Source organism: Lipingzhangella halophila (assembly GCF_014203805.1).
Lineage (GTDB): Bacteria > Actinomycetota > Actinomycetes > Streptosporangiales > Streptosporangiaceae > Lipingzhangella > Lipingzhangella halophila.
Window position 1 is genome coordinate 2,964,518 of the sequence record NZ_JACHJT010000001.1, and the last position, 23,238, is coordinate 2,987,755.

The window sequence follows — 23,238 nt, forward strand, 5'->3', positions numbered from 1 at the left end:
ACGGGGTGGACACCCACTCCGGTGCAAACTTCCGCGACACGCGCGAACTTCGAGGACGGCATGGAATTCCTGAGCCCCGGCACGCTTGAGGAGGCGCTCGCCGCCAAGAGCGCGCACCCCGAAGCGGTACCGATCATGGGTGGTACCGACGTAATGGTGGAGTTGAACTTCGACCTGCACCGCCCTTCCGCGTTGCTCGATCTCAGTCGGGTCAGTGAGCTTGCCGAGTGCGGCACCGACGGGCCGCACGTGCGGCTGGGAGCGGGCGCGAGCTACACCAGCGTCATCGAGCGGCTGGGCGGACGCGCCCCCGCGCTGGCCCAGGCGGCCCGCACGGTGGCCTCCCCGCAGATCCGCAACCGGGGTACCGTGGGCGGCAACCTCGGCGGGGCGTCGCCGGCGGGCGACGCCCACCCACCGCTTCTGGCCACCGGTGCCGTCATTGAGCTCGCCTCCGAGCGCGGCGTGCGGCGGGTGGCCGCCCGCGAGTTCTACTTCGGTCCGCGGCGCACCGCCCGCCAGGACGACGAGCTGATCACGGCCGTGCTGCTGCCCGAACCGGCCGGCCCCCAGCACTTCAGCAAGATCGGCACGCGCAACGCGATGGTCATCGCCGTGGCCTCCTTCTGCCTCGCGTTCGACGCGGCCATCCGTACGGTGGGCACCGGCATCGGCTCGGCCGGCCCCACGCCGCTTCGGGCGGCCGAAGCCGAGGAGTTCCTCGCCGCGGAGCTCGACTGGGAGGGGCGGCGGCCCCTGTCGGGGGCCGCCGTCCGGCGTTTCGGAGAGCTGGTCGCCTCGGCCGCCCAACCGATCGACGATGTTCGGGGCAGCGCCGGCTACCGCCGGCACGCCCTGGCGGTCATGGCACGGCGCACGCTGGGCTGGGCGATGGCCGAGTACCAGAAGGGAGAGACGCGGTGCGCGTGACGTTCACGGTCAACGGCGATCCGGTGACCGCCGAGGACACCTGGCCGGGCGAGAGCCTGCTCTACGTCCTGCGGGAGCGGCTCGGCCTACCCGGCAGCAAAAACGCCTGTGAGCAGGGCGAATGCGGCTCTTGCACGGTCTACCTCGATGGCGTGACGGCCTGTTCCTGCATGGTCGCCGCCGGGCAGTGCCAGGGGCGCGAGGTCAGGACCGTCGAGGGCCTGACCGGCGACCAGGAGACGGGCGCCGAGCGGCGGCTCGGCACCGTACAGGAGGCGTTCGCCGAGGCGGGCGCCGTCCAGTGCGGGTTCTGCACGCCCGGTCTCCTGGTGCAGGCCGACGACCTGATCTCACGCACGGTCGGCGCCGGGCAGGCGGCACCCGACGACCCCGAGATCCGCGAGGCCCTGGCCGGCAACCTGTGCCGGTGCACCGGCTACGAGAAGATCATCGACGCGGTCCGCCTCGCTGCCCAACGTGAGCAGGTCCTGGCCAACGCGACCGGCGGCGCGGACAGCGAGCCGGACAAGGGCGGTGAGCGCGAATGAGCCCCGTGTACCGGGTTCCCGGGCCGGCGCGGGCCGGCGAACCCGCATCCGGCACAGGCGCGCCCGGCGCTCCGCGCGGCCGGCGGGACCGAACGGACTCCGAAGGTAGGGCCACGTGAGCACGACCATCATTGACGGCGCCTACGTTGTGACAGTCAGCGGCGCCGAGTACCCCGAAGGGCACATCGTCGCGACCGATGGCCGGATCACCCGGATCGGTTCGGGCGCCGCGCCGGTGGTCCCGGGGGCGGCGCGGATCGACGGCCGCGGTTGCCTGGCGACTCCCGGCCTGGTGAACACGCATCACCACCTGTACCAGTGGGCCACCCAGGGCCTGTACACCGACAGCAGCCTGTTCGACTGGCTGGTCGGCTCCTACGAGATCTGGCAGGGCCTCGACGCGGCCAGCGTGGCCGAGACCACCACGGCCGGCGCGGCGTGGCTGGCGCTGTCCGGCTGCAGCACACTCTCCGACCACCACTACATCTTCCCGCCGGGCCGCGGCGACATCGTCGCCGCGGAGGTGGAGGCGGCGCGTCGCGTCGGCATCCGGCTCGACCTGGCGCGCGGCTCCATGGACCGGGGCCGGTCCGGCGGCGGCCTTCCACCGGACGGCCTCGTCGAGACGGCCCGCGGGGCACTGGAGGCCACGGAGGCGGCGATCGACGCCCACCACGACCCCTCCGCCGAAGCCATGACCCGGCTCGCCGTCGCGCCGTGCTCCCCGTTCTCGGTCAGCCGCGAGCTCATGACGGGGGCCGCCGAGCTGGCCCGCGCCAAGGGAGTCCGGCTGCACACGCACCTCGCGGAGACCGCCAGCGAGGAGGAGCAGTGCCGGGCGGAGTTCGGCTGCACGCCGGTGGAGTACGCCGAGAAGCTCGGCTGGCTCGGCAGCGACGTGTGGCTCGCGCACGCGGTCCACCTCAGTGACGACGCCATCGCCCGCGTCGCCGGAACCGGAACCTCGATCGCGCACTGCCCCACCTCGAACGCGCGCCTGGGCGCCGGCATCTGCCGGGTTCCCGAGCTGCTCGCCGCCGGGGTGAACGTCGGTCTCGGGGTGGACGGCCCCGCGTCGAGCGAGCTGACCCCGCTGTCCGGGGAGATGCACCAGGCGATGCTGATGGCCCGGGCCCGCATGGGCCCCCAGGCGCTCAGCGCGCGCCAGGCGCTGCGCCTGGCCACGCTGGACGGGGCGCGCTGTCTTGGTCGCGGCACCGAGCTGGGCAGCCTGGAGACGGGCAAGCTCGCCGATGTCGCACTGTGGCGGGTCGACGGCCCCGGCTACGACGTGATCGACGATCCCGTGGTGGCGCTGGTGTTCGGCCCCCCTCCCCCACTGGAACGACTCCTCGTCGGAGGCGACACCGTCGTCGAGCGCGCCGAGCTGCGCACGGTCAGTGCCGACGCGGCCGCCCGGGCCGGTCGGTCCGCCCACCGCAAACTACTCCAGGAGGTGAGCCGCTGATGGCCGGCACCGTCCCCCGCAGCCGAACCGACCTCTCCAGTGTCACCCGGGACGGGGTGGGCGCCAGCCCGCGCCGCCCCGACGCGACGTTGAAGGTTACCGGGGAGTTCGCGTACTCCTCCGACATGTGGGCCGAGGACATGCTCTGGGGGATGACACTGCGCAGCCCCCACCCGCACGCCCGGATCCGGGGGATCGACGTCACCGGGGCACTCGCGCTGCCCGGCGTGTACGCGGCGCTCACCCACGAGGACGTCCCCGGCGCGAAGCGCTACGGTCTGGAGTTCCAGGACCAGCCGGTGCTCGCCTTCGACAAGGTGCGTTACAAGGGCGAGCCGGTGGCGGTCGTGGCCGCCGACCACCCCGAGACCGCGCGCCGCGCCCTGGACCGCATCACCGTCGACTACGAGGTGCTGGATCCGGTCAGCGACCCGCGCCGCGCAGTGTTCGACGCGGACGGCCCTCGGGTGCACGACGAGGGCACGCTGCCCGTCCACGAGGAGTACAACCAGCAGGGCAACCGGGTCCGCTACCAGCCTGTCCGCACGGGCGTGTTCGCGGAGGGCACGCCGGTGGAGGAGCTGCGGGCGCGGGCCGATGCCGTCGTGACGACCGAGTACGAGGTCGGCATGCAGGACCAGGCGTTCCTGGGCCCGGAGTCCGGCATGGCGGTTCCCGCGGAGGACGGCGGAATCGACCTCCACATCGCCACCCAGTGGCTGCACGTGGACCAGGGACAGATCGCGCCCGCGCTCGGCCTGCCCACCGAGAAGGTCCGGCTGACCCTGGCCGGGGTGGGCGGCGCGTTCGGCGCCCGCGAGGACCTGTCGATGCAGATCCACGCGTGCATGCTGGCGCAGCGCACCGGCCGGCCGGTGAAGATCGTGTACAACCGCGAGGAGTCGTTCTTCGGCCACGTGCACCGCCATCCCGCCCAGATGCGCTTCGAGCACGGCGCGCGCGCCGACGGCACGCTGCTCTACGCCACTCTGGAGATCATCCTCGACGGCGGCGCGTACGCCTCGGCCACCCCGGCGGTCGTGGGCGTGGCGTCCTCCCTGGGCATCGGCCCCTATACGGTGCCCAACGTCGCCGTGGACGCCTACGGCGCCTACACGAACAACCCGCCGTGCGGGGCCATGCGCGGCTTCGGCGCGGTCCAGGCGTGCTTCGGCTACGAGTCGCAGATGGACCGGCTCGCCGAGAAGTTGGGCATCCACCCGGTGGAGCTGCGCGCCAGGAACGCCATGTCCGACGGGTCGCGGCTGATCACCGGCCAGGTCATCGACATGCCGCTGCCCATGGCGGAGATGCTGCGGCGCGCGGAGGAGCTGCCGATGCCGCCTTCGCGGCAGCAGCTCGCCGACCCGACCGACCTGCGGACACTGCCCGGGGGTGTGGCCAACACCAGCCACGGCGAAGGCGTGGTACGCGGGGTCGGCTACGGGGTCGGACTGAAGAACATCTGCTACTCCGAGGGCTTCGACGACTACTCCACTGCCCGCGTGCGCATGGAGGTCCTCGGCGGGGAGCCGGCTGTCGTGGTGCACACCGCGGCCGCGGAGGTGGGCCAGGGCCTGGTGACGATCAAGGGCCAGATCGCCCGCTCCGAGCTGGGGGTGGAGCGCGTGACGATCCATCCCTCCGACACCGGGGTGGGGTCGGCGGGTTCCTCGTCGGCCTCGCGGCAGTCCTACATGACCGGCGGCGCGGTGAAGCTGGCGTGCGAGGCAGTGCGCGAGCGGATTCTCGCCCTGGTGCGCGAACACGGCCTGGCCGCTCCCGACCACCCCGACGAGCTACTCAGCCTGGCCGGCGGCAAGGTGGTCTCGGAAACCGAGGGCGTGCTCGCCTCGCTGGCCGACCTGCTCGGTTCCACCGCCATCGAGGAGACGCGCGAGTTCCACCACCGCACGACCCAGCCGCTCGACCCCGTCCTGGGGCAGGGCGACTCGCACACCCAGTTCGCGATGTGCGTGCACCGCGCGGTCGTGGACGTCGACGTCGACCTGGGGCTGGTGAAGGTGGTGGCGCTGGACGCCGTCCAGGACGTCGGCAGGGCGCTGCACCCGCAGCAGCTCGCTGGCCAGATCCACGGCGGCGCCGCCCAGGGCCTGGGGCTGGCGCTCATGGAGGAGATCCAGGTCAAGGACAGCGTGATCCAGAACCCGTCGTTCACCGACTACCTCATCCCCACGATCCTCGACACGCCGCCTATGCGGATCGAGGTGCTGGAGCACCCCGACCCGCACGCGCCCTACGGGCTGCGCGGCGCCGGAGAGCCCCCAACGCTGTCGTCGACGCCGGCCATCGTCGCGGCCATCCGCGACGCGACCGGGCGCGACCTCACGCACGCCCCCGTACGGCCGGAGGACATCGTGGGCATCGACAATTGACTGCTCCCCTCTCCGAAGGAGAGGGGATTCCCTCTCCTTCATGAGACCTGCGGGGATTCGCGGCTCAGGCTGCCCTCTGAAGCTGCGCTCCAGGAGGTCTTACGCCCTCGGCACCGCCCGGGTACAGCCCAGCCCGGGATCGTGAAGCAAACTCTCCGGAGATGGCCCGTGCTTGGTTCTCGCAACGCGCCAGAGCCATCCTACACGATCGCGAACATGTGTACGACGATTCGCCTAGCGGCGAATCAGCGCTTCCTGACCCGCTCCGCGGGAGGCCCGATTCCTCCCCGGCCTGAAGGCCGGGGCCTCCTCGGGGAAATTCGGTGACGTCCTCCCCGGAGTGAGACCCGGGGAGTCCCGCAGCCTCGCGGCTGTGGGCGCGAAACGCCGCACGGCGCACGCTGGTTCCTGCTTCACCGGCCCCGGCAGCCGGACCCCGCCGTTGTGCCGGTATCGCCGCGTGCCGCGGCAGACACATAACGCAATACAACCTCCACAGCGCGTACCCGGGTGCGGTGCAGTGTTCGCGCCTGGTCCGCACCGTCCCTCCAGGAGGGGAGCATGACTCGACTCGACGAAACCGGGCCGCAGCCCGAATCGGGGGCTCGGATCGGTCGATCCCGGCTCGATCGGTTCTTCTCGATCACCGAACGCGGTTCCGGGTATCTGCAGGAGTTCCGCGGCGGCCTTACCACGTTCATGGCGATGGCCTACATCATCGTCCTCAACCCGGTCATTCTGGGCGGGGTCACCGACGTCAACGGCGACGCCCTGTCCACGGCACAGCTCACCACGATGACCTGCCTGTCGGCGGGGATCGTCACCATCCTGATGGGCGTGGTGGGCCGCGCGCCGATCGCGCTGGCCGCCGCGCTCGGTGTCATGGCGGTCGTGGCCTACCAGGCAGCTCCCCTGATGACCTGGCCCGAGGTGATGGGGCTGGTCGTGTGGCAGGGCGTTGCCATCATCGCGATGGTGGTCACCGGGATCCGCACCGCGGTGATGAACGCACTGCCGCACGACCTGAAGCTGGCGATCGGGGTCGGCATCGGCCTGTTCGTCGCGCTCATCGGGCTCGACAACGCCACGTTCGTCAGCCAGGGCGACGGCGGGCTGCTGCAGATCGGGCTCACCGGACACCTCACCGGATGGCCGGTGGTGGTGTTCATCATCGGTCTGCTCGTCTCCGCGGCGCTGCTGGCGCGCAACGTCTCCGGCGCGATCTTCTACGGAATCGTCATCGCCACCGGCATCGCCGTGCTGGTGAACTACGCCTTCGCGGTGCCCGAGGAGAGCTGGGGCACCCAGGCACCGGAGATCCCCGACCGGCTGGTGACCTCACCGGACTTCGGGCTGTTCGGGCAGGTCGACCTGTTCGGAGCGTGGGGCACCGCCGGGGTCGCCAGCGCCGGAGTCATCCTGTTCACCCTGGTCCTGGCCGGTTTCTTCGACGCACTCGGCACCATCCTGGCCATTGGCAGGAAAGCGGACCTGACCGACGACAACGGTCAGATGCCCCGGGTCAACCAGGTCCTCGCGGTCGACGGAGCGGGCGCGATCTCGGGCGGTCTGACCAGCTCCTCGGCGACCCTGGTGTTCGTGGAGTCGACCGCGGGGGTCACCGAGGGCGCCCGCACCGGACTGGCCAGCGTGGTCACCGGGGGTCTTTTCCTGCTGGCGATCCTGCTCGCGCCGGTCTTCGCGATCGTGCCCGGCCAAGCCGCGGCGTGCGCGCTGGTGCTGGTCGGAGCCATGATGATGATGCACGTCACCCGGATCAACTGGGACGACATCGGGGTCGCCATCCCCGCGTTCCTGACGATCGCGCTGATGCCGTTCAGCTACTCCATCGCGCACGGCATCGGCGCCGGGATCGTCTCCCACGCGGTGATCATGTCGTGCGGCGGCAGGCCGAGCGAGGTGGGGTGGCCGATGTGGATCCTGACCGGGGTATTCGCGGTGCACTTCGGGCTCGCGGGCATCGAACGGCTGCTCGGGGTCGGCTAGCCGTGCCGGCGCCTCCCGCCCCGCGCCCGCCGGCGCGCTGTCGTTAGTCTCGTGCCCATGGAGCAGACAACGGTAATGGTGACCGGCGCGAGCGCGGGGTTCGGGGCCGCGATCGCACGGCGGTTCGCCAGCGACGGCGCCCGGATCATCGCCTCCGCCCGCAGGGCCGACCGGCTCGCGGGTCTTTCCGGGGAGCTCGGGGGCGAGGACCGGGTTCTGCCCGTCGAGCTGGACGTGCGCGACCGGGCGGCGGTCGAGCGTACGGTCGCCGGGCTGCCCGCGGAGTTCGCCGATATCGACGTCCTGGTGAACAACGCCGGCCTGGCCAAGGGGCTCGAACCGGCGCAGCGGGCCGACCCGGACGACTGGGACCAGATGGTCGACACGAACTGCAAGGGGCTCATGTACTGCACGCGCGCCGTGCTGCCCGGCATGGTGCGGCGCGGCGCCGGGCACGTCGTCAACCTGGGCTCCATCGCGGGCGCCTACCCCTACCCCGGCGGCAACGTCTACGGGGCCACCAAGGCGTTCGTGCGCCAGTTCAGCCTGAACCTGCGCGCCGACCTGCACGGCACCGGCGTGCGCGTGACCGACGTCGAGCCCGGCCTCAGCGGGGGCACCGAGTTCTCCGCGGTGCGTTTCCAGGGCGACCGCGAGCGGGCTGAGGCGGTGTACGCCAATACCCGGCCGCTCGCCGCCGAGGATGTCGCGGAGGCGGTGTTCTGGGCCGCGACCCGGCCCGCGCACGTCAACGTCAACACGATCGAGGTCATGCCCACCGTGCAGAGCTTCGGCGCGCTGCCGGTGCACCGGAACGGCGCGTGACCGCGGCGGGGCCCGCCGCGCGGCGGGCCCCGCCGCGGCGCCGGCGGTCAGCCCGCGGGGGCCACGTCCCGCCGGACCATTGCGCGCGGGCTGTCCGGATCGAGCCCCCAGGTGAGGATCCGCCGCGGATGGACCCGGATGACCTCGTCTCCGAAGGGCGACACCTCCGGTCCGCGCAGCAGCTCCGCGTCGCCGCGGATCTCGATGCCGCGCGGCCGCCACGGCTGCACCGAGGCGAGGTCGTCGACAACAAAGGAGACGCTGGGGTTCGCCGCGGCGTTGCGCCACTTGGTGCTGTCGGAGAGGTCGTATCCCACGACGTCGATGGTCTGCTCCGTGGCGTTGTAGTGCACACCAACGGGTCGGTTGTGCGGGTAGCCGTCGGGGGCGACGGTGGCGATGCGCCCCAAGCGCTGCCCGGCGAGGTACTCGATCTCGGCTTCGGTGAACGTCATACGGTCATTCTCGGCCCTGGCACCCGGGTTCGGCTACCGCGGCGCGTCGCGGGAACGGGGCGCTCAGCCGCGCAGCAGGGCGCGGTGCGCGAGGTCGCGGCAGACGACGTCGAAGTCGAACCCGGCCGCCGCCGCGGCGAGCGGGAACGTCGAGGTCTCGGTCATCCCGGGGGCGACGTTGACTTCCAGGAAGCGCGCCCGCCCGTCGCTGTCGACGATGAGGTCGGTTCGCGAGACGTCCCGCAATCCCAGGGCGCGGTGCGCGGTCAGCGCGGTCTCGGTGGCGGCCCGCACAGTCTCGTCGGGCAGCCGCGCCGGGCAGAAGAACTCGGTGCGGCCGGGCGTATAGCGTGCCGCGTAGTCGTAGACCCCGCCATCGGGCACGATCTCCACCGGCGGCAGCGCGAATGGGCCGTCGCCGGTGTCGAGAACGCCGACGGCGATCTCGGTTCCGGCAACCCGCTCCTCGATGACCGCGGCATCGCTGTAGGCGAAGCAGCTCACCAGGGCCGCCGAGAGCTCCTCAGGGGAGTCGACCGAGGTGGCGCCGAATGCCGATCCTCCCTGGTCGGGCTTGACGAACAGGGGCGAACCGAGGGTCGCGACAACGCGTTCGACCAGCGCGGGCGCTCCCAGGTCGTGGAAGGCCGACTTCGGCAGGGTGACGCCGCGCGGCACGTGCACCCCGTGCTGGGCCACCAGCGCCTTGGCGGTTGGCTTGGCGAACGCGACCCGGCAGGCCGCGGGCGGCGCGCCGACGTAGGGGACGCCGCACAGCTCCAGGATCTCGCGGATCGCGCCGTCCTCGCCCGCCGCGCCGTGCAGTACCGGGAACACCACCTGCGGCGGGTCGTTCGCCAGGGTGCCCAGCAAGGCGGAGTCGACATCGGCGGTCTGGGTCTCGATTCCGAGGCGGCGCAGCGACTGCGCGACGCGCCGCCCCGAGCGCACGCTGACCTCGTGCTCGGGGGTCATGCCACCGGCGAGTACGAGCACCCGGTCGAGATCGGCCACGGTCCTGCCTGCTTCCTGTCCTGCTGTTGCCACGGAGGTTCGCCCTGGGGCTAGGGGAGGTCGGGGGTGGGCGTGTCGGGCCCGGAGGTGTTCGGGGCCGCTGCGCTGCCGAAGGTATCACGCAGCGCCGTCTCGTTCTCGATGGCTCCGACCAGGCGCCGGATCCCCTCGCGGATCTGCTCGGGGGTGGGGTAGCAGAACGACAGCCGCATGGAGCCGTGTCCTTCGTTGGTCGCGTAGAAGCCGGTGCCGGGGACGTAGGCCACACGCTCGGTTACCGCGCGCGGCAGCATGGCCTTGGAGTCGAGGCCCTCGGGCAGCGTCACCCAGACGAAGAACCCGCCCTGCGGGCTGGTCCAGGAGCAGCCCGCGGGCATGAGGGACTCCAGCGACGCGAGCATGGTGTCGCGGCGCTCCCGGTACATCTCGTTGAAATCCTTGATCTGCTCGCGCCACGGGTGGCTGGCCAGGTACTGCCCCACCACCATCTGGTTGAAGGTGGAATGACTCAGCATCGCGGACTCCGCGGCGAGCACGAGCTTATCGCGGACCGCCGGCGGGGCCAGCGCCCAGCCGATACGGAAGCCCGGCGAGAGCGTCTTGGAGAACGAGCCCAGATAGATCACGTTGTCGGGCGCATCGGCGCGCAGCGCGCGGAGGGGCTCGCCCTCGTAGCGGAGCAGCCCATAGGGGTTGTCCTCCAGCACCAGCAGACCGTAGCGCTCGCAGATCTCCAGGACCCGGTGCCGCCGTTCGGCGCTGAGCGTCACGCCGGCGGGGTTGTGGAAGTTGGGCACCGTGTAGAAGAACTTCACCCGGCGCCCGGCGGCGGTGAGGTTCGCGAGGGTCTCCTCCAGTGCCTCTGGAATGACGCCGTCGCCGTCCATGGCGACGTGCTGGATGTCGGCCTGGAACGCCGCGAAGGTGTTGATGGCGGTGACGTAGGTGGGCGCTTCGGCCAGGACGACGTCGCCGGGGTCGACGAAGACCCGGGTGACGAGGTCGAGCGCCTGCTGGGAGCCAACGGTGACGATGACGTCCTCAGAGCCGGCCTCGATGCCCTCAAGGCTCATGACCTCGCAAATGTGCTCGCGCAGCACGGGGTCGCCCTGGGCGGAGCCGTACTGCAGCGCGACGCCCCCTTGCTCGGCGACCACCTTTTGCACGATGTCGCCGATGCGGTCCAGCGGCAACGCGCCCACGTTGGGCATCCCGCCCGCGAGCGAGACGACCTCGGGCCGGGAGGCCACGGCGAACAGCGCCCGCACCTCGGAGGCCACCATCCCCTGTGCCCGTTCCGCGTAGGAGCCGACGTAGCGGTCAATACGCGAGCCCTGCTGGGAGGGCTGGCGTTGGGAGTCTTGGGGATCAACGGACACGATCCACCTCCGCGGTTTCGACCATGCTTGCTGGGACGCCTGAAGGAACGGAACGGTTCGGGCTCGTGCCGCAGCCAGCGGCGCGAGCCGCGGGAGGTGCCCCGCGCGCCAGGGGTCTCGGCCGCCACCAGCTCGGGCGCACCGAGAGTTGCCCGCCAGTGTACGCGTTGGCGCGTGGCCGGCGACCACTGGCCCGGCGTCGGCGAACGCCCTGGTATGACCGGGCTTTCGGCGCGGAGCCGCCTCGCGGGTGGTGCGTCGGTGGGTTGCGGTTGCCGCGCAGATCGCGAAATTTTTGCCCCGCTCGCGGGTGCGGTACCGGGCAGGTGCGCCGGGGCTTGCTCGCAGGACCGGGCCGAGACGGCCCCCGCGGATTTTTCCGCGGGGGCGGTGGGCCGCACCGGCACCCGGCACTGCCTGGCTGCCCGATGCGGACGCCCTTGGAGGCCGGTGGTGGACCGGGGCGGCGCCTCGGGAACAAGAGAGCGCGGCGCCCGAGGGGATGCTCCCCCTCTCCCCTCGGGTCGCCGCGGTCGGTCCGCCCGCGTGGGATCCCGTTGCCCCCTCAAGTACGGGATGCCGGCGGACCTTGTGAATAGCTTCTCCGCGTTCGGGACCCAGTTCATCCCAACACCCCACAACCAGCAAGGGTTGCAGTACGTTGCATTAACAATACTCTAAGTCATCGCGATCGTCACTCGGGCGGCGACTCCGCGGCGAGACTGGCACGCGCACGGCGGACCGCGGGGGCGCGCGAACCGGGCAGCAGCGCCCGCCCATCAGCCGGATTGCGCACCGATACCCGCAGCCCTTCGCTGAACCGGTACGGGCGGCTCTGCACGACACGACCCAGGTGCCGGCGGAGGCGGGACATCTCCGCCCGGACCGTGACCTCACGGTCGTGATCGCCGAAGAGGTCCTCGGCGAGCTGCGCCGCGCTGCGCCCTTCGCGGTGCCGCGACATCACGAACAGCAACTCCGCATGCCGGGCGGAAAGCCGGCGCGTCCATTCCCCAACCGGACTGACCACCGAAATCGAGGGCGCCGACGGCAGGCTCAGGTCCAGGGCCACGCGGGTGGCCGCCGCCGGCTCGGACTCGGCCGGCCGCAGCAGCCAGCCACCCGGTAGCGGTTCCAGCTGGCACTCGCCGAGCTCGGGAATCCAACTGCTTCCCGCCTGCGGGCGCTTGGGCAGCGGCACCCGGCGGACCGGTTCCATGCCCGCCGCCGCGGCGGTCCAGCCGTGCTCGTCGACGACGAGCACGCGCTCCCGCGTTCGCGCGAGCAGCGGCGCGGCCACGACGCGCAACCGTTCCAGGTGGACGTGGTGCGTGCTCCGCATCTGCGACTCGGCGAGTTGCGCCACCGCGTTGACCAGCCCGAGTGAGGCGGGGTGCGCCGCGTCGGCCACGCCGCTGAGAGTGAGCACCCCGACCAGTGTGCCGTCGCGGGGGTCGTGCACCGGCGCGCTGGAGCACGTCAGCCGGTGGAAGGCGCGCACGTAGTGCTCGGCGGCGTAGACCTGCAACGGGCGGTCGAGCACCAGCGCCGTCCCCACCCCGTTCGTCCCCGCCGCGCGCTCCTGCAGGCAGGCTCCCTCGACGACGCCGGCCTCCGCGCTTTCCCGGCGCACTCGAAGAGGGCCGTCCCGCCAGAGCACCCACCCGTTCTCGTCTGTGATCAGCATGATGGTTCCGGCGTCCTCGGCGACGGAGAGCAGAGAGGCGCGCAGTACGGGAAGCAGGTCGCACAGGGGCGACTCGCCGCGGCGGCACTCGAGCTCGTCCCGGGCCAGCAGGCGGCCGGGCGTGTGCCGATCCGGGCCGATCCCGAGCCGCCGCACCCGGTCCCAGGAGTCCGCGATGACGGGGCGGGGGCGCGCCGGCGGCGCGTCTCCGGACCGGACGGCCTCGTGAACACGGCGCAGGAGGCGCGCGTAGGCGCGCGGATCCGCGCCCGCGGGCAGGGCGGTGTCGAGTTGTTGTTGCATACCGGTGTCCCCACGAAACTCTTCCGGAAAGGAGGAACCATCCTGATCGGAGCGCAGTGGAGGGTCAATCGCCCCCGGCACCGAGGCGGGGGATGGTCGGCGATCCGCCCGCGAGATGACCGTTCCGGTGGGAACCGCCTACCGCGGGTCGCGATTCGTAGCTCCGAAAGGGGGTCACGATGCCGTAGGTGTTCGCCTGCTGCGCACGTCCCGCGGGCCCCGGCACTCGGTGCCCTAACCGAGACGGCGGCCTGGGATGCTGGTGCGGGTGAGCCGAGACGGAAGGAGCGGCATGGCGGTCGTGATCCGGATCGCGGGGTTCGTCGGACGCTGGTTCGCGGTACTGGTCCTGCTCGGCGCGGCGGCCGGGATGGCCGTGCCGGACCAGGCGGAACGGATCGAACCGGCCATCCCGGTCCTGCTGGGCGTGATCATGTTCGGCATGGGGCTCACCCTGCGCCCGGCCGACTTCGGGGTGGTCCTCAGGCATCCGCAGGCGGTGGCCATCGGGCTCGTGGCGCAGTTCCTCGTCATGCCGCTCATCGGGTACGGCGTCGCGGTGCTGCTGCAGTTCCCGCCGCTTCTGGTCGTCGGCATGGTTCTGGTGGGGGCGGCGCCGGGCGGCACCGCCTCGAACGTGATCGTCTATCTGGCCCGCGGCGACGTGGCTCTCTCCGTGGCGATGACGTCGGTCTCCACAATGCTGGCGCCGGTGCTGACACCGTTACTCGTGCTGTGGCTGGCCGGCTCGGAACTGCCCGTGCCCGCCGGCGCCATGCTGCTCACGATCCTGCAGGTGGTCATCGGGCCGGTCCTGGGCGGTCTGGTGCTCCGCATGCTCGCCGCGCGCTGGGTGGAGCGGGTGCTCCCCGTCCTGCCCCTGGTCTCGGTCACCGGGATCGTCCTGGTGGTCGCGGCGGTTGTCGGCCTCAACGCCGAGGCCATCATGGGCACCGGCGTGCTGCTGGCCTTGGCGGTGATCCTGCACAACGCTGCCGGACTCGCGCTGGGGTACGCCGTCGCCAAGATCGGGCGGCTGCCGGAGTCCACCCGGCGCGCGGTGGGCGTCGAGGTGGGTATGCAGAACTCCGGGCTGGCCACGACCCTGGCAACGGAGCACTTCGCTGCGCTGGCCGCGCTGCCGGCGGCGTTGTTCTCGGTATGGCACAACATCTCCGGGGCGCTGGTCGCCTGGTTCTGGGCGCGCCGCGCACCGGCCGCGGACGCCTCCCCGACACGGTCCGAGTGAGCCACCCGGCTCCGTAAAGCACCGGAACGGCGCGCCCGGCCTCGGGTCACGCTTCGCAGACGTCTCCACTGTTGAACCGCTCGACGCCGACCAGGGCGATGCTCATGACGCGTTCCGTGAGGCTCTCCGGCGTCTCGTCGGGATTCTCCAGCAGCCACTCGGTGAGCGCGTCGGCCGCGCCGGCGACCATGCGGGCGAGGATCTCCGCCTCCTGCTCGTCGATGATGCGCTCGCCTCCCGGCAGCCGTGTCCCCGCGACCACGAGGGCGGTGATCTCGTCCATGACCCGGCACCGGGCGTCGGCGACCTCCCCGGAGAACGGTGTCCCCTGGGTCCGGGCCTGCTGGTAGAGCACCTTCCAACTGTCGCGGTTGTCGGCCACGAACCGGAAGAACGCGCCGATCCCCTGCCAGAGCCCCAGCTCGGGTGTGTCGTGCGGCCGGACGACCGCGCGCACCGCCTCGACCAGCCGGTCGGCCTCGCGGTGGATGCAGGCGGTGAAGACGCCCTCCTTGGAACCGAGGTAGATGTAGACCATCGGCTTGGAGATACCCGCCGCCTCGGCGATCTCCTCGACGCTCGCCGCGTGGTACCCGGAGTGCGAGAACACCCGCACGGCAGCGTCGATCATCTGCCGCTCCCGGACATGCCGCGGCAGCCGCTTCTGTTGTCTCGTGGCCACACCCCGACCCTACACATCGCGACGAAAACAGCTCGTGCGCGTGTTATTGCGCTATGTGTAACATCCTGTGCTGCAATGATCACACTATGAATGAATAGCGAAACCCGGGGTAATCGTCGCATGCGCTCGCGACAGTCACGAAGGGGACCCACATGGGCACACCGCAACCAGCGCGCCGCGGAACGCACGTACCGGTGCCGGACAGCCCCAGCCGGCACTCTGCCCGTTCGTTCCCAGGGGGGACCCGCGTGACCGCGGGCGGGCACCGGGCCGCGCGCACCGTGCGCACCTCGCCGCTGGCCGCGTCGCTCGGCGTGGTCGCGCTGGCCGCTGGGCTGCTGGCGGCGGCGCCGGGGACCGCGGCGGCGTCGCCGCACCCGCCCACGGGCGGCTTCGGCCAGGCGCTGCAACGCGACCTCGACCTCTCCGCGGATGAGCTGCCACGCCTGCTCGACCAGCAGAGAAACGCCCGCGCCCACGAGGCGGAGATCCGCGGCGCCACTGGGGACGCGTTCGCCGGCGCGGTGTTCGACCCCGGCTCCGGCGAACTCACCGCCTCGGTCACCGACTCCTCGGCCGTCTCCGCCGTCAGGCGGACCGGCGCGCAACCCCGGGTCGTGCGGCACGGCGAGGAGGAACTCGACAGGGTCGTCGCACGGCTCAACGCCGAGGGCCCACCCGCGGGCTCCAACGTGACGGGATGGTATCCCGACATCGGTGCCGACACCGTGGTCGTGACCGTCACCAACGGAGCGGTCCAGGAGGCGGAGGAGTTCATCTCGCGGGCGGGAGTGGACTCCGCGGTCATCCGGGTCGTGGAGACCGCCGAGGCTCCGCGCACGTTCGCCCCGATCGTCGGGGGCAACGCCTTCACCGTCGACGGCGACCGGGTCTGTTCCGTGGGGTTCTCCGTCGAGAGCGAAACCGGGAACGGGTTCGTCACCGCCGGGCACTGCGGAAACGCCGGCGACACCGTGGCCGGCGAGGACGGCGGAAGCGGAGTCATCGCCGAATCCGTGTTCCCCGACCACGACATGGCCTGGGCCAGCACCGAGGACGACTGGGACCCGACTCCGCGGGTCAGCGACCACGAGGGCGGCGACGTGACCGTCACCGGCGCCGCGGAGGCTCCTGTCGGCGCGTCCGTGTGCCGCTCGGGATCGACGTCTGGCTGGCGCTGCGGCACCATCGAGGCGCGCAACCAGACGGTCGTCTACCCCGAGGGGATGGTTACCGGCCTGACGCGCACCGACGCCTGCGCCGAGCCCGGCGACTCCGGTGGACCGTTCCTCAGTGGCGACCAGGCCCAGGGGGTTACCTCGGGCGGCTCGGGCGACTGCGGCTCCGAGGCCACGACCTTCTTCCAGCCGGTCGGCCCGATTCTGGACCAGTGGAATCTGGACCTGGTCACGGGCTGAGCGCGCTGTGGGCGCCGCAACGGGCCCTGGCGCCGCACGCCGTTGGCGGGCATATTGGGGCCATGCGAACGCGACGAACGGGGCCCGTACGCGGGACGCGTGAGCGCTGCGGGCACCGGCCGGCAGGGGCACCCGCCGGCGTCCCCGGTCACGCGCGCAGAGCCGCCCGGGGCGGCGCGCACACGCTGGTCCGAGCTCAGGCCTCCCAAGCCCGGTCGTAGTCGGGGTGGTCGGAGTACACCGAAGCCAGATGCTTCAACGCCTCGCGCCAGGCCCAGAGCGCCGAGAGCGTGCCGTCGGCATCGGCGGGGTCCGGCTTCGCCGGACCGTGTCCGGCCGCCCTGGCCTGAGTGGCCACCACCGACGTGCAAGCGCGATACGCCTCCTGGTAGCCGGCGACGATGCGCCGTTTCGCCTGGATGTCGGCGAGCGCACGATCGCGGTCGCGGCGCGCCGGAAAGCTGCCGCGATAGGCGTTCCACTCGTCCTCCCCGAGGCGCTCCTCGAGGAATTCGACAATGGTCAATGCCGACTCCGCCTCTCACCCATGGTCCACGACACTACCGACGTTCCACACCGCGCTACTGGTTCCACCCGGCTTCCGCGCGCCGGCCCGCGTTCCGTTCGCGCACGCCGGGCCGACCGCACGGCAACGCGGCAGTTGAGCCTAAGGGCACCCGCCCACCGCGCCATCCCTGGCGGACCTGACCGGATCCGGTCTCCGGGACCACCGGCGGACGCGCCGGGGCGCACGTTCCCCCTGTGTACGGCCAACCGCCGCACCTGGGGATAGATACCGACTGGTTGGTCTTGTAGTGTCTGCACCACACCGAACCGAGCACGAACCACCCCGGGAGACATCGATGACCACGACCGTCAAGGCCGCGATCTTCAGCGGACGCGGGGAGGCGCCGCGCGTCGGCGATGTGACCCTGCCCGACCCGGGGCCGGGGCAGGTGCGCGTCCGCCTGTCCGCAGCTGGGGCCTGCCACTCCGACCTGTCCCTGTCCAATGGCACGCTCCCGCAGCCGATGCCGGCGGTACTCGGGCACGAGGGAGCGGGCACGGTCGAGGCGGTCGGCTCCGATGTCGGCGACGTACGGCCGGGGCAGCGAGTGGTGCTCAACTGGGCGCCGCCGTGCCGTTCCTGCTGGTTCTGCGGCAACGGCGAGCCCCACCTGTGCGAGCGCTCCTCGGAGGCCGCCCAGCGCCCCTACGCGGAGCTGTCCGACGGGACACCGGTCTACGCGGGCCTGGGAACCGGTGCGTTCGCCGAAGCAACAGTCGTTTCCGCGAACGCCGTCGTCCCGCTGCCCGACGGCATCGACTCCGGCGCCGCCGCGCTCCTGGGCTGCGCGGCGCTGACCGGCTGGGGCGCCGTCGCCAAGTCCGCAGCGGTCCGCGCGGGAGAGTCGGTCGCCGTCATAGGGCTGGGCGGGGTCGGGCTCGCGACCCTGCAGGCCGCGCGCCTCGCCGGCGCGGATCCGGTGATCGCCGTCGACCTCTCCCCCGCAAAGGAGGAGCTGGCGCGTGAGCTGGGGGCGACCCACTTCCTGCTCTCGGACGACAATCTGGCCAAGGAGGTCCGCGGGCTCACGGGCGGGCGCGGCGCCGACCACGCCTTCGAGGTCGTCGGAGCCTCGGCCACCATCCGCGCCGCCTGGGGGCTGACCCGGCGCGGCGGCACCACGACCGTGGTCGGGGTCGGCGCGAACGACGACATGGTCAGCTTCGCCGCCCTTGAGCTCTTCTACCTCGCCCGCACCCTGCGCGGCTGCGTGTACGGGTCGTCCGACCCGGCCCGCGACATCCCCGTCCTCGCGGCACACGTGCGCGACGGTGACATCGACCTCGCGGCCATGGTGACCGACGAGATCGGCCTCGACGACGTTCCCGCTGCGTTCCAGCGGATGCGCGACGGCAAGGGAGGGCGTTCGCTGATCCGCTTCGACTGAGGCGCTCTGCCGCTTCTGCCCCGTCGTCCCAGAGTCCACTGGGCGCCCCTGCCCCGCTGCACAACAGATCCCTTCCCCCGCCCCACGGCGGGGGTGTACCCGGAGGAGATCCGATGACGGATGCGGAGAGTCCACGCCCCCTACGTTCGCTGACAGCGGTGACCAACCGGCTTCTCACCCGCGGCAGCCCTTTCGAGATGGACGTGGTCGAGATCCGCGGAACACCCACCCGGGTCTGGAGTCACGCCCCGGCCAGCCTGCGCGCCTGCCTGGAGACCAGCCTGGAGCACGGGGACGCCCCCGCTCTGGTCTACGGCGAGGAGAGCATCTCACACGCCGACTACTACCGGACCGCGGCGACCCTGGCCCACCGCCTTGTCGACGAGTACGGGATCCGCGAAGGCGACCGGGTCGCGGTGGCCATGCGGAACTATCCCGAGTGGGTGATCGCGTTCTTCGCCACGGCCAGCATCGGGGCGATCGCGGTACCGCTCAACTCGTGGTGGACCGGGAGCGAGTTGCGGTTCGGCCTGACCGACAGCGGTTCGAAGCTGCTCGTCGCCGACGGCGAGCGACTCGATCGCCTGGCCGACGTGCTGCCCGAGCTGTCGATTCCGAGCATCGCCGTGCGCACGGAGTCCGCACTGCCGGAGAACTCGCGGTCGTGGCACGAGGTAATCGGACAGGTCTCCCCCGGCGTTCGGCTCCCGGAGGCCGCCCCGGATCCGGACGGCCCGGCGACCATCTTCTACACCTCGGGAACCACCGGCCTGCCCAAGGGCGCGGTCGGCTCGCACCGCAACATGATCCAGAACATCGTGACCGGTGAGTACAGCCGCGCCCGCACCTTCATGCGGCTCGGGCTGGAGCTGTCCGAGTACCAGGCGTACGTGGACGCACTTCCCACCCCCTCGATTCTGTGCGTGCTGCCGTTGTTCCACGCCACCGGCGCCCAGTCGATCATGCTGCCCATCCTGTACAGGGGCGGCGCCCTGGTCCTGATGTACAAGTGGGACACCGAGGAGGCCCTGCGGCTGATCGAGCGGGAGCGCATCACCTCGATCACCGCCGTGCCCGCGATGATCACTCAGCTCATGGCCTCGCCCAACCTCTCCGAGTACGACCTGTCCAGTCTCCTGGCGCTGAGCAGCGGCGGGGCGCCCGCGCCGCCCGCCATGGCCTCGCGGGTCCGCGGGAACCTGAACGACGTGCTGATCGGCCAGGGATACGGGCTGACCGAGTGTTCCGCCGCGGCCGTGACCAACGGCGGGCCCGACTACCAGATCCGTCCGGAGAGCTGCGGGCTGCCGGCACCCCCCGTCGACGTCAAGGTCGTCGACCCGGTGGGAACCGAGCTGCCACCGGGCAGTGTGGGTGAGGTCTGGCTGAACGGCCCCGGGGTGGTCATCGGCTACTGGGAGCGGCCCGAGGCCACCGCGGAGGCGTTCGCGGACGGCTGGCTGCGCACGGGCGACCTGGGGTATCTGGACGACGAGGGCTTCCTCTACATCGTCGACCGCGCGAAGGACATGATCATCCGCGGCGGCGAGAACGTCTACTGCGCAGAGGTCGAGGCCGCGATCCACGAGCACCCCGCTGTGGCCGAGGTCGCCGTGACCGGCGTCCCGCACGAGGTGTACGGGGAGGAGGTCGGGGCGGTGGTGCACACGCTGCCCGAGCAGTTCCTGGACGCCGACGAGCTGCGAAGCTACCTGGAGCCACGGATCGCGGCGTTCAAGATTCCCGCGCACATCCAGATCACCAAGGACGACCTGCCGCGCAACGCGGCCGGAAAGCTACTCAAGAAGCAGATCAAGCGGGAGCACGGCTGGCTGGGCGAGGAGTAAGCGGACCCGGGTGTCCGGGCTCGTCACGGGTCCGGACACCCGGCGCGCTCAGCCTTCGGCGGCGAAGTTCGGGGCGTCCCGGCCCAGCGCCGGGCCGTGCCCGAAGGCGCGCTCCGAGCCGTTCCCGGCCTCCTCGGGAGCGGGCGGCGACTGGGTGCTCCGCAGGTCGGACTCTGCCACGCCCAGCGCGGATGGCCGGCAGCGACCGGTCGCGCCCCTCCATCACGTACCCGCCACGGCTGATCGTGAGCTGCTGGCCGATGTCGGACCAGCCGTTGGTGTCCATGTGGTGCGCCTGGATCCGGCGGGAGAGCGCGAAGGCGTGCCCCTGGGAGTAGTCGGTGCTGTTCCGGGTCGCCGTGTGGTGGACCACAATGTAGTTCGGTGGAGTGGCGAGCACCCGGGGAAACGGCGCCGGACGCGCCCTCCAGTCAGCACGGGTGAAAACTGTCGGTTGGGCATGTTTCACGCCGTTCGACGCGACCGCGGCATAACTCGGGGACTTTCCCAGCAAAACCGTGCCGCCGAGGAACGCGGCGCCGCCGAGCGTTGCGCTCTGGATAGCGTTTCTCCTGGTCATACTGGCGCGAGGGGAAGTCTTCCCATGGGGGGACATTGCTTTTCCTGCCCTTCGCCGCGGGGGGCTGCGGGACTCGGATAGAAAAGCATGCGCTCAACCGGAGGCGACAGGGGCATTGTGCGGGGAATCGGCGTCCGAATACGGTCAGCGAACCTCTCTTGACGCGTGTTCGCAACGCGAAAAAGCGCGGCGCGGCCCGTCGGAATTATGCGTGGCCGGGCGAGGACGCGGGGCGGTCGGGGCCGCCGCTCCGGGGGCCCCGACCGCGTTACTCCGGTCCCGCCGCGCGCCTGCCGCCGGTCAGCCGAGCGCTGCGGGCGTGCATAAGCGCCATCTCCACGATGGGGTAGATCTCGAGGATCCGGTCCAGGCCGAGCGCCTGCAGGGTGCGTGCCACCACATCTGTCGGCTCGGCGAGAACCATGTGCCTACCATCGCGGGTCAGCAACCGGTAGACCGTCATCAGGGCGCGGACCGCACTGGCGTCAAAGAAGTCCACACCCGAAAGGTCGACAACCACACAGGCGCCGTGGGACCGCGTAGCGGCATGCAGAAGCTGGTCGCGCATCCCCTCGGCGGTGGCGATGTCGATCTCACCGGTAACGGGGACAACTACTGCCTCAGCACACTCGAAGCGTTCCCGTTCTCGTCCGGACACGCAGCTCCGCCTCTCCTTGCAACCCCGGGTGACTTCTCCATTACAACCCCGCGAAGATGATCGTAGCGCTTCCGAGCCCACGCGGGGGGCAATTCCGCAAAATCCGTGTACTACCCAAAACGGCGCAACACCGCCCCAGGTTCCGCTCCGCACCCCGGTCGGGGCCTTTCGGGGCGATACCCGTAGCGGGTGCCACCTCCTCAGGTGCAAGCGGGTATCGGGATTATATTGTGCAAATCGTGCCACCGCGTCACATGGGTCTTAGGTCCTTCGTCGGGAGGGCACAACAGAACGCCGGCCCCAGCCGGAGGCCCCGCGTTCGGCCCAGCCGCCCCACATGGCTCATCCGCGGCGTTTTCGGCACGCGAACGCCCCGTCTCACATGGGAAAATCCCGTAACGCCAGATCAAGACCGGGCAACGTCGTGCGGGTACGTTGTCGTGACCGCCGTTGTGTGCTCGAATTGCACGTATGCCGCCCCAGCCGCCCGGGAAGGCCGACGTCCAAATCCGACCAGCACAGCCCGGTGACGGTCACGTGATCGCAACAATTCGGTCCGCGGGATGGCGGAAGGGTTACCGCGGGATCCTCCCCGACGGGGTACTCGCCCGCGTACGCCCCGATCCCCAGCGTTGGGAGGGCCTGCTCAGCGAACCGGATCCGGGCGTCCGCCACTTCATCGCCGAGATCGAGGGCCTCCCCGTTGGGTGGCTGTGCTTGGGCCCCTCCCGCGACGAGGACACCGCCCCGGGCACCGGCGAGATCTACGCGTGCTACGTGCATCCCGAGTACTGGCGCCACGGGGTGGGGCGGGCCCTCGTGGCCACCGCGCTGCACGAGACCGGCAACGCGGCTCCGGTGATCCTGTGGGTCCTCACGGCCAACCATGCGGCCCGCCGGTTCTACGAGACCATGGGCTTCGCTTTGGACGGCGAGGAGCGCGAACCGGACCATCCGGCCGCGGCGCAGGAGGTACGTTATCTCCGTCCGGCGGGAAGGCCTCCGGTATGAGCGAGCCCCTCTTCGGCTCGGCCCCGGTCACCATCGCTCCCGGTGCGGTACACGTGCCCGGCTGGCTCGGTATCACCGCCCAGCGCGACCTCGTGGAGCGCTGCCGCGAATGGGCGCGCGGCCCCGGTGGGATGCGCCAGCACCGGACACCGCGCGGCGGAACGATGAGTGTGCGGATGATTGCCCTCGGTTGGCATTGGGAACCTTATCGCTACAGTCGTGAGGTCCCCGGCGCCGGCCCGGTGGCACCGTTCCCCCAGCACCTCGGCGACCTCGCCCGCGCGGGGCTACGGGCCGCCTACGGCGGCGAGCCGCCCGGCGAGTCCGCCGACTACGACGTCGCCCTGATCAACTTCTACGACGCCGACGCGAAGATGGGGATGCACCAGGACCGCGAGGAGCTGGCCGATGTCCCGGTCGTTTCGCTCAGTCTGGGCGATACCTGCGTGTTCCGGTTCGGCAACACCGAGACGCGGGGCCGCCCCTATACCGACGTCGAGCTCCGCAGCGGCGACCTGTTCGTGTTCGGCGGCCCCGCCCGGCGGGCCTACCACGGGGTGCCGCGCACCAGCCCCGGTTCGGCCGATCCCGCCTGCGGACTCACCTCCGGCCGGCTGAACATCACGATCCGCGCGACCGGCATGGCCCCGGGCTGACGTCCCGGCTCTCCTGGCAAGGGGGCGTCCGCGCCCGCCCGCGGGTTTTCCCGCTTCGTTGCCAGTCGCCGATGGCCGGGCGTGCGCTCCCAGTACTGCCAGCCGCGCACGGCACGGACGGGCACCGGGGAATCGGAGGCCGGGCCCGCCCCGCAGCATCGGAGGTGCCC

General features: G+C 71.4%; 20 protein-coding genes. 12 read left to right on the forward strand and 8 right to left on the reverse strand.

The features are described from left to right. Positions 1–60 precede the first annotated feature (60 nt). From F4561_RS13785 to F4561_RS13810, 6 genes are all read left to right on the forward strand, one after another. Positions 61–930 (forward strand): FAD binding domain-containing protein, encoded by an 870-nt coding sequence (locus F4561_RS13785; RefSeq protein ID WP_184579091.1) that lies wholly within the window; start codon positions 61–63, stop codon positions 928–930. After that, on the forward strand, positions 921–1,478 hold the full coding sequence (locus F4561_RS13790; protein ID WP_184579094.1) for a (2Fe-2S)-binding protein: 558 nt from the start codon (positions 921–923) through the stop codon (positions 1,476–1,478). The genes F4561_RS13785 and F4561_RS13790 overlap by 10 nt, the downstream gene beginning before the upstream one ends. A 115-nt stretch (positions 1,479–1,593) precedes the next feature. Then, complete coding sequence (locus F4561_RS13795; RefSeq protein ID WP_184579097.1) at positions 1,594–2,946, forward strand: 8-oxoguanine deaminase; 1,353 nt, start codon at positions 1,594–1,596, stop codon at positions 2,944–2,946. After that, on the forward strand, positions 2,946–5,342 hold the full coding sequence (pucD, locus tag F4561_RS13800; RefSeq protein WP_184579100.1) for a xanthine dehydrogenase subunit D: 2,397 nt from the start codon (positions 2,946–2,948) through the stop codon (positions 5,340–5,342). The genes F4561_RS13795 and pucD overlap by 1 nt, the downstream gene beginning before the upstream one ends. Positions 5,343–5,903: 561 nt before the next feature. Further along, positions 5,904–7,349, forward strand: coding sequence for an NCS2 family permease (locus F4561_RS13805; protein WP_184579103.1), 1,446 nt, complete (start codon positions 5,904–5,906; stop codon positions 7,347–7,349). A gap of 57 nt (positions 7,350–7,406) precedes the next feature. Then, positions 7,407–8,174, forward strand: coding sequence for an SDR family oxidoreductase (locus F4561_RS13810; RefSeq protein ID WP_184579106.1), 768 nt, complete (start codon positions 7,407–7,409; stop codon positions 8,172–8,174). Between the two features lie 47 nt (positions 8,175–8,221). Here the strand turns inward: F4561_RS13810 and F4561_RS13815 are convergent, their stop codons facing one another. The 4 genes from F4561_RS13815 to F4561_RS13830 form a co-directional block, all read right to left on the reverse strand. Beyond that, entirely contained in the window at positions 8,222–8,629 is a 408-nt protein-coding gene (locus F4561_RS13815) for a PPOX class F420-dependent oxidoreductase (protein WP_184579109.1), read from the reverse strand. Positions 8,630–8,692: 63 nt separating this feature from the next. After that, positions 8,693–9,643, reverse strand: a complete 951-nt coding sequence (locus F4561_RS13820) for a D-alanine--D-alanine ligase family protein (RefSeq protein ID WP_184583594.1) — start codon at positions 9,641–9,643, stop codon at positions 8,693–8,695. A gap of 50 nt (positions 9,644–9,693) precedes the next feature. Next, entirely contained in the window at positions 9,694–10,926 is a 1,233-nt protein-coding gene (locus F4561_RS13825) for an aminotransferase-like domain-containing protein (RefSeq protein WP_184583596.1), read from the reverse strand. Positions 10,927–11,716: 790 nt separating this feature from the next. Further along, positions 11,717–13,012 (reverse strand): helix-turn-helix domain-containing protein, encoded by a 1,296-nt coding sequence (locus F4561_RS13830; RefSeq protein WP_184579112.1) that lies wholly within the window; start codon positions 13,010–13,012, stop codon positions 11,717–11,719. 292 nt (positions 13,013–13,304) lie between these two features. Between F4561_RS13830 and F4561_RS13835 the strand changes: the two genes are divergently transcribed. Continuing rightward, on the forward strand, positions 13,305–14,261 hold the full coding sequence (locus F4561_RS13835; protein WP_184579114.1) for a bile acid:sodium symporter family protein: 957 nt from the start codon (positions 13,305–13,307) through the stop codon (positions 14,259–14,261). A gap of 46 nt (positions 14,262–14,307) precedes the next feature. Here the strand turns inward: F4561_RS13835 and F4561_RS13840 are convergent, their stop codons facing one another. Beyond that, positions 14,308–14,892 carry a TetR/AcrR family transcriptional regulator gene (locus tag F4561_RS13840; protein ID WP_184583598.1) on the reverse strand — a complete coding sequence of 195 codons (585 nt, stop codon included), beginning with the start codon at positions 14,890–14,892 and terminating at the stop codon, positions 14,308–14,310. A gap of 299 nt (positions 14,893–15,191) precedes the next feature. Here F4561_RS13840 and F4561_RS13845 point away from each other — a divergent pair, with 299 nt between their 5' ends. Then, positions 15,192–16,361 carry a S1 family peptidase gene (locus tag F4561_RS13845; RefSeq protein ID WP_312885253.1) on the forward strand — a complete coding sequence of 390 codons (1,170 nt, stop codon included), beginning with the start codon at positions 15,192–15,194 and terminating at the stop codon, positions 16,359–16,361. Positions 16,362–16,557: 196 nt separating this feature from the next. Here the strand turns inward: F4561_RS13845 and F4561_RS13850 are convergent, their stop codons facing one another. Then, positions 16,558–16,887 (reverse strand): DUF6221 family protein, encoded by a 330-nt coding sequence (locus F4561_RS13850; protein WP_184579116.1) that lies wholly within the window; start codon positions 16,885–16,887, stop codon positions 16,558–16,560. 337 nt (positions 16,888–17,224) lie between these two features. Here F4561_RS13850 and F4561_RS13855 point away from each other — a divergent pair, with 337 nt between their 5' ends. Both F4561_RS13855 and F4561_RS13860 read left to right on the forward strand, forming a co-directional pair. After that, positions 17,225–18,316, forward strand: a complete 1,092-nt coding sequence (locus F4561_RS13855) for a zinc-binding dehydrogenase (protein WP_184579118.1) — start codon at positions 17,225–17,227, stop codon at positions 18,314–18,316. Between the two features lie 113 nt (positions 18,317–18,429). Beyond that, positions 18,430–20,163 (forward strand): class I adenylate-forming enzyme family protein, encoded by a 1,734-nt coding sequence (locus F4561_RS13860; RefSeq protein WP_184579120.1) that lies wholly within the window; start codon positions 18,430–18,432, stop codon positions 20,161–20,163. A gap of 48 nt (positions 20,164–20,211) precedes the next feature. Here the strand turns inward: F4561_RS13860 and F4561_RS33310 are convergent, their stop codons facing one another. Together F4561_RS33310 and F4561_RS32560 are read right to left on the reverse strand one after the other, a co-directional pair. Next, positions 20,212–20,343, reverse strand: coding sequence for a hypothetical protein (locus tag F4561_RS33310; RefSeq protein WP_281384303.1), 132 nt, complete (start codon positions 20,341–20,343; stop codon positions 20,212–20,214). A 668-nt stretch (positions 20,344–21,011) separates the two neighbouring features. Continuing rightward, the gene (locus tag F4561_RS32560; RefSeq protein ID WP_184579122.1) at positions 21,012–21,401 is read right to left on the reverse strand and encodes an STAS domain-containing protein; all 390 of its coding nucleotides are present in this window, start codon (positions 21,399–21,401) and stop codon (positions 21,012–21,014) included. A gap of 537 nt (positions 21,402–21,938) precedes the next feature. Here F4561_RS32560 and F4561_RS13870 point away from each other — a divergent pair. After that, positions 21,939–22,412, forward strand: a complete 474-nt coding sequence (locus F4561_RS13870; RefSeq protein WP_184579125.1) for a GNAT family N-acetyltransferase — start codon at positions 21,939–21,941, stop codon at positions 22,410–22,412. After that, complete coding sequence (locus F4561_RS13875; protein WP_184579127.1) at positions 22,409–23,068, forward strand: alpha-ketoglutarate-dependent dioxygenase AlkB family protein; 660 nt, start codon at positions 22,409–22,411, stop codon at positions 23,066–23,068. Before F4561_RS13870 ends, F4561_RS13875 begins: the two co-directional genes overlap by 4 nt. Positions 23,069–23,238 lie beyond the last annotated feature (170 nt).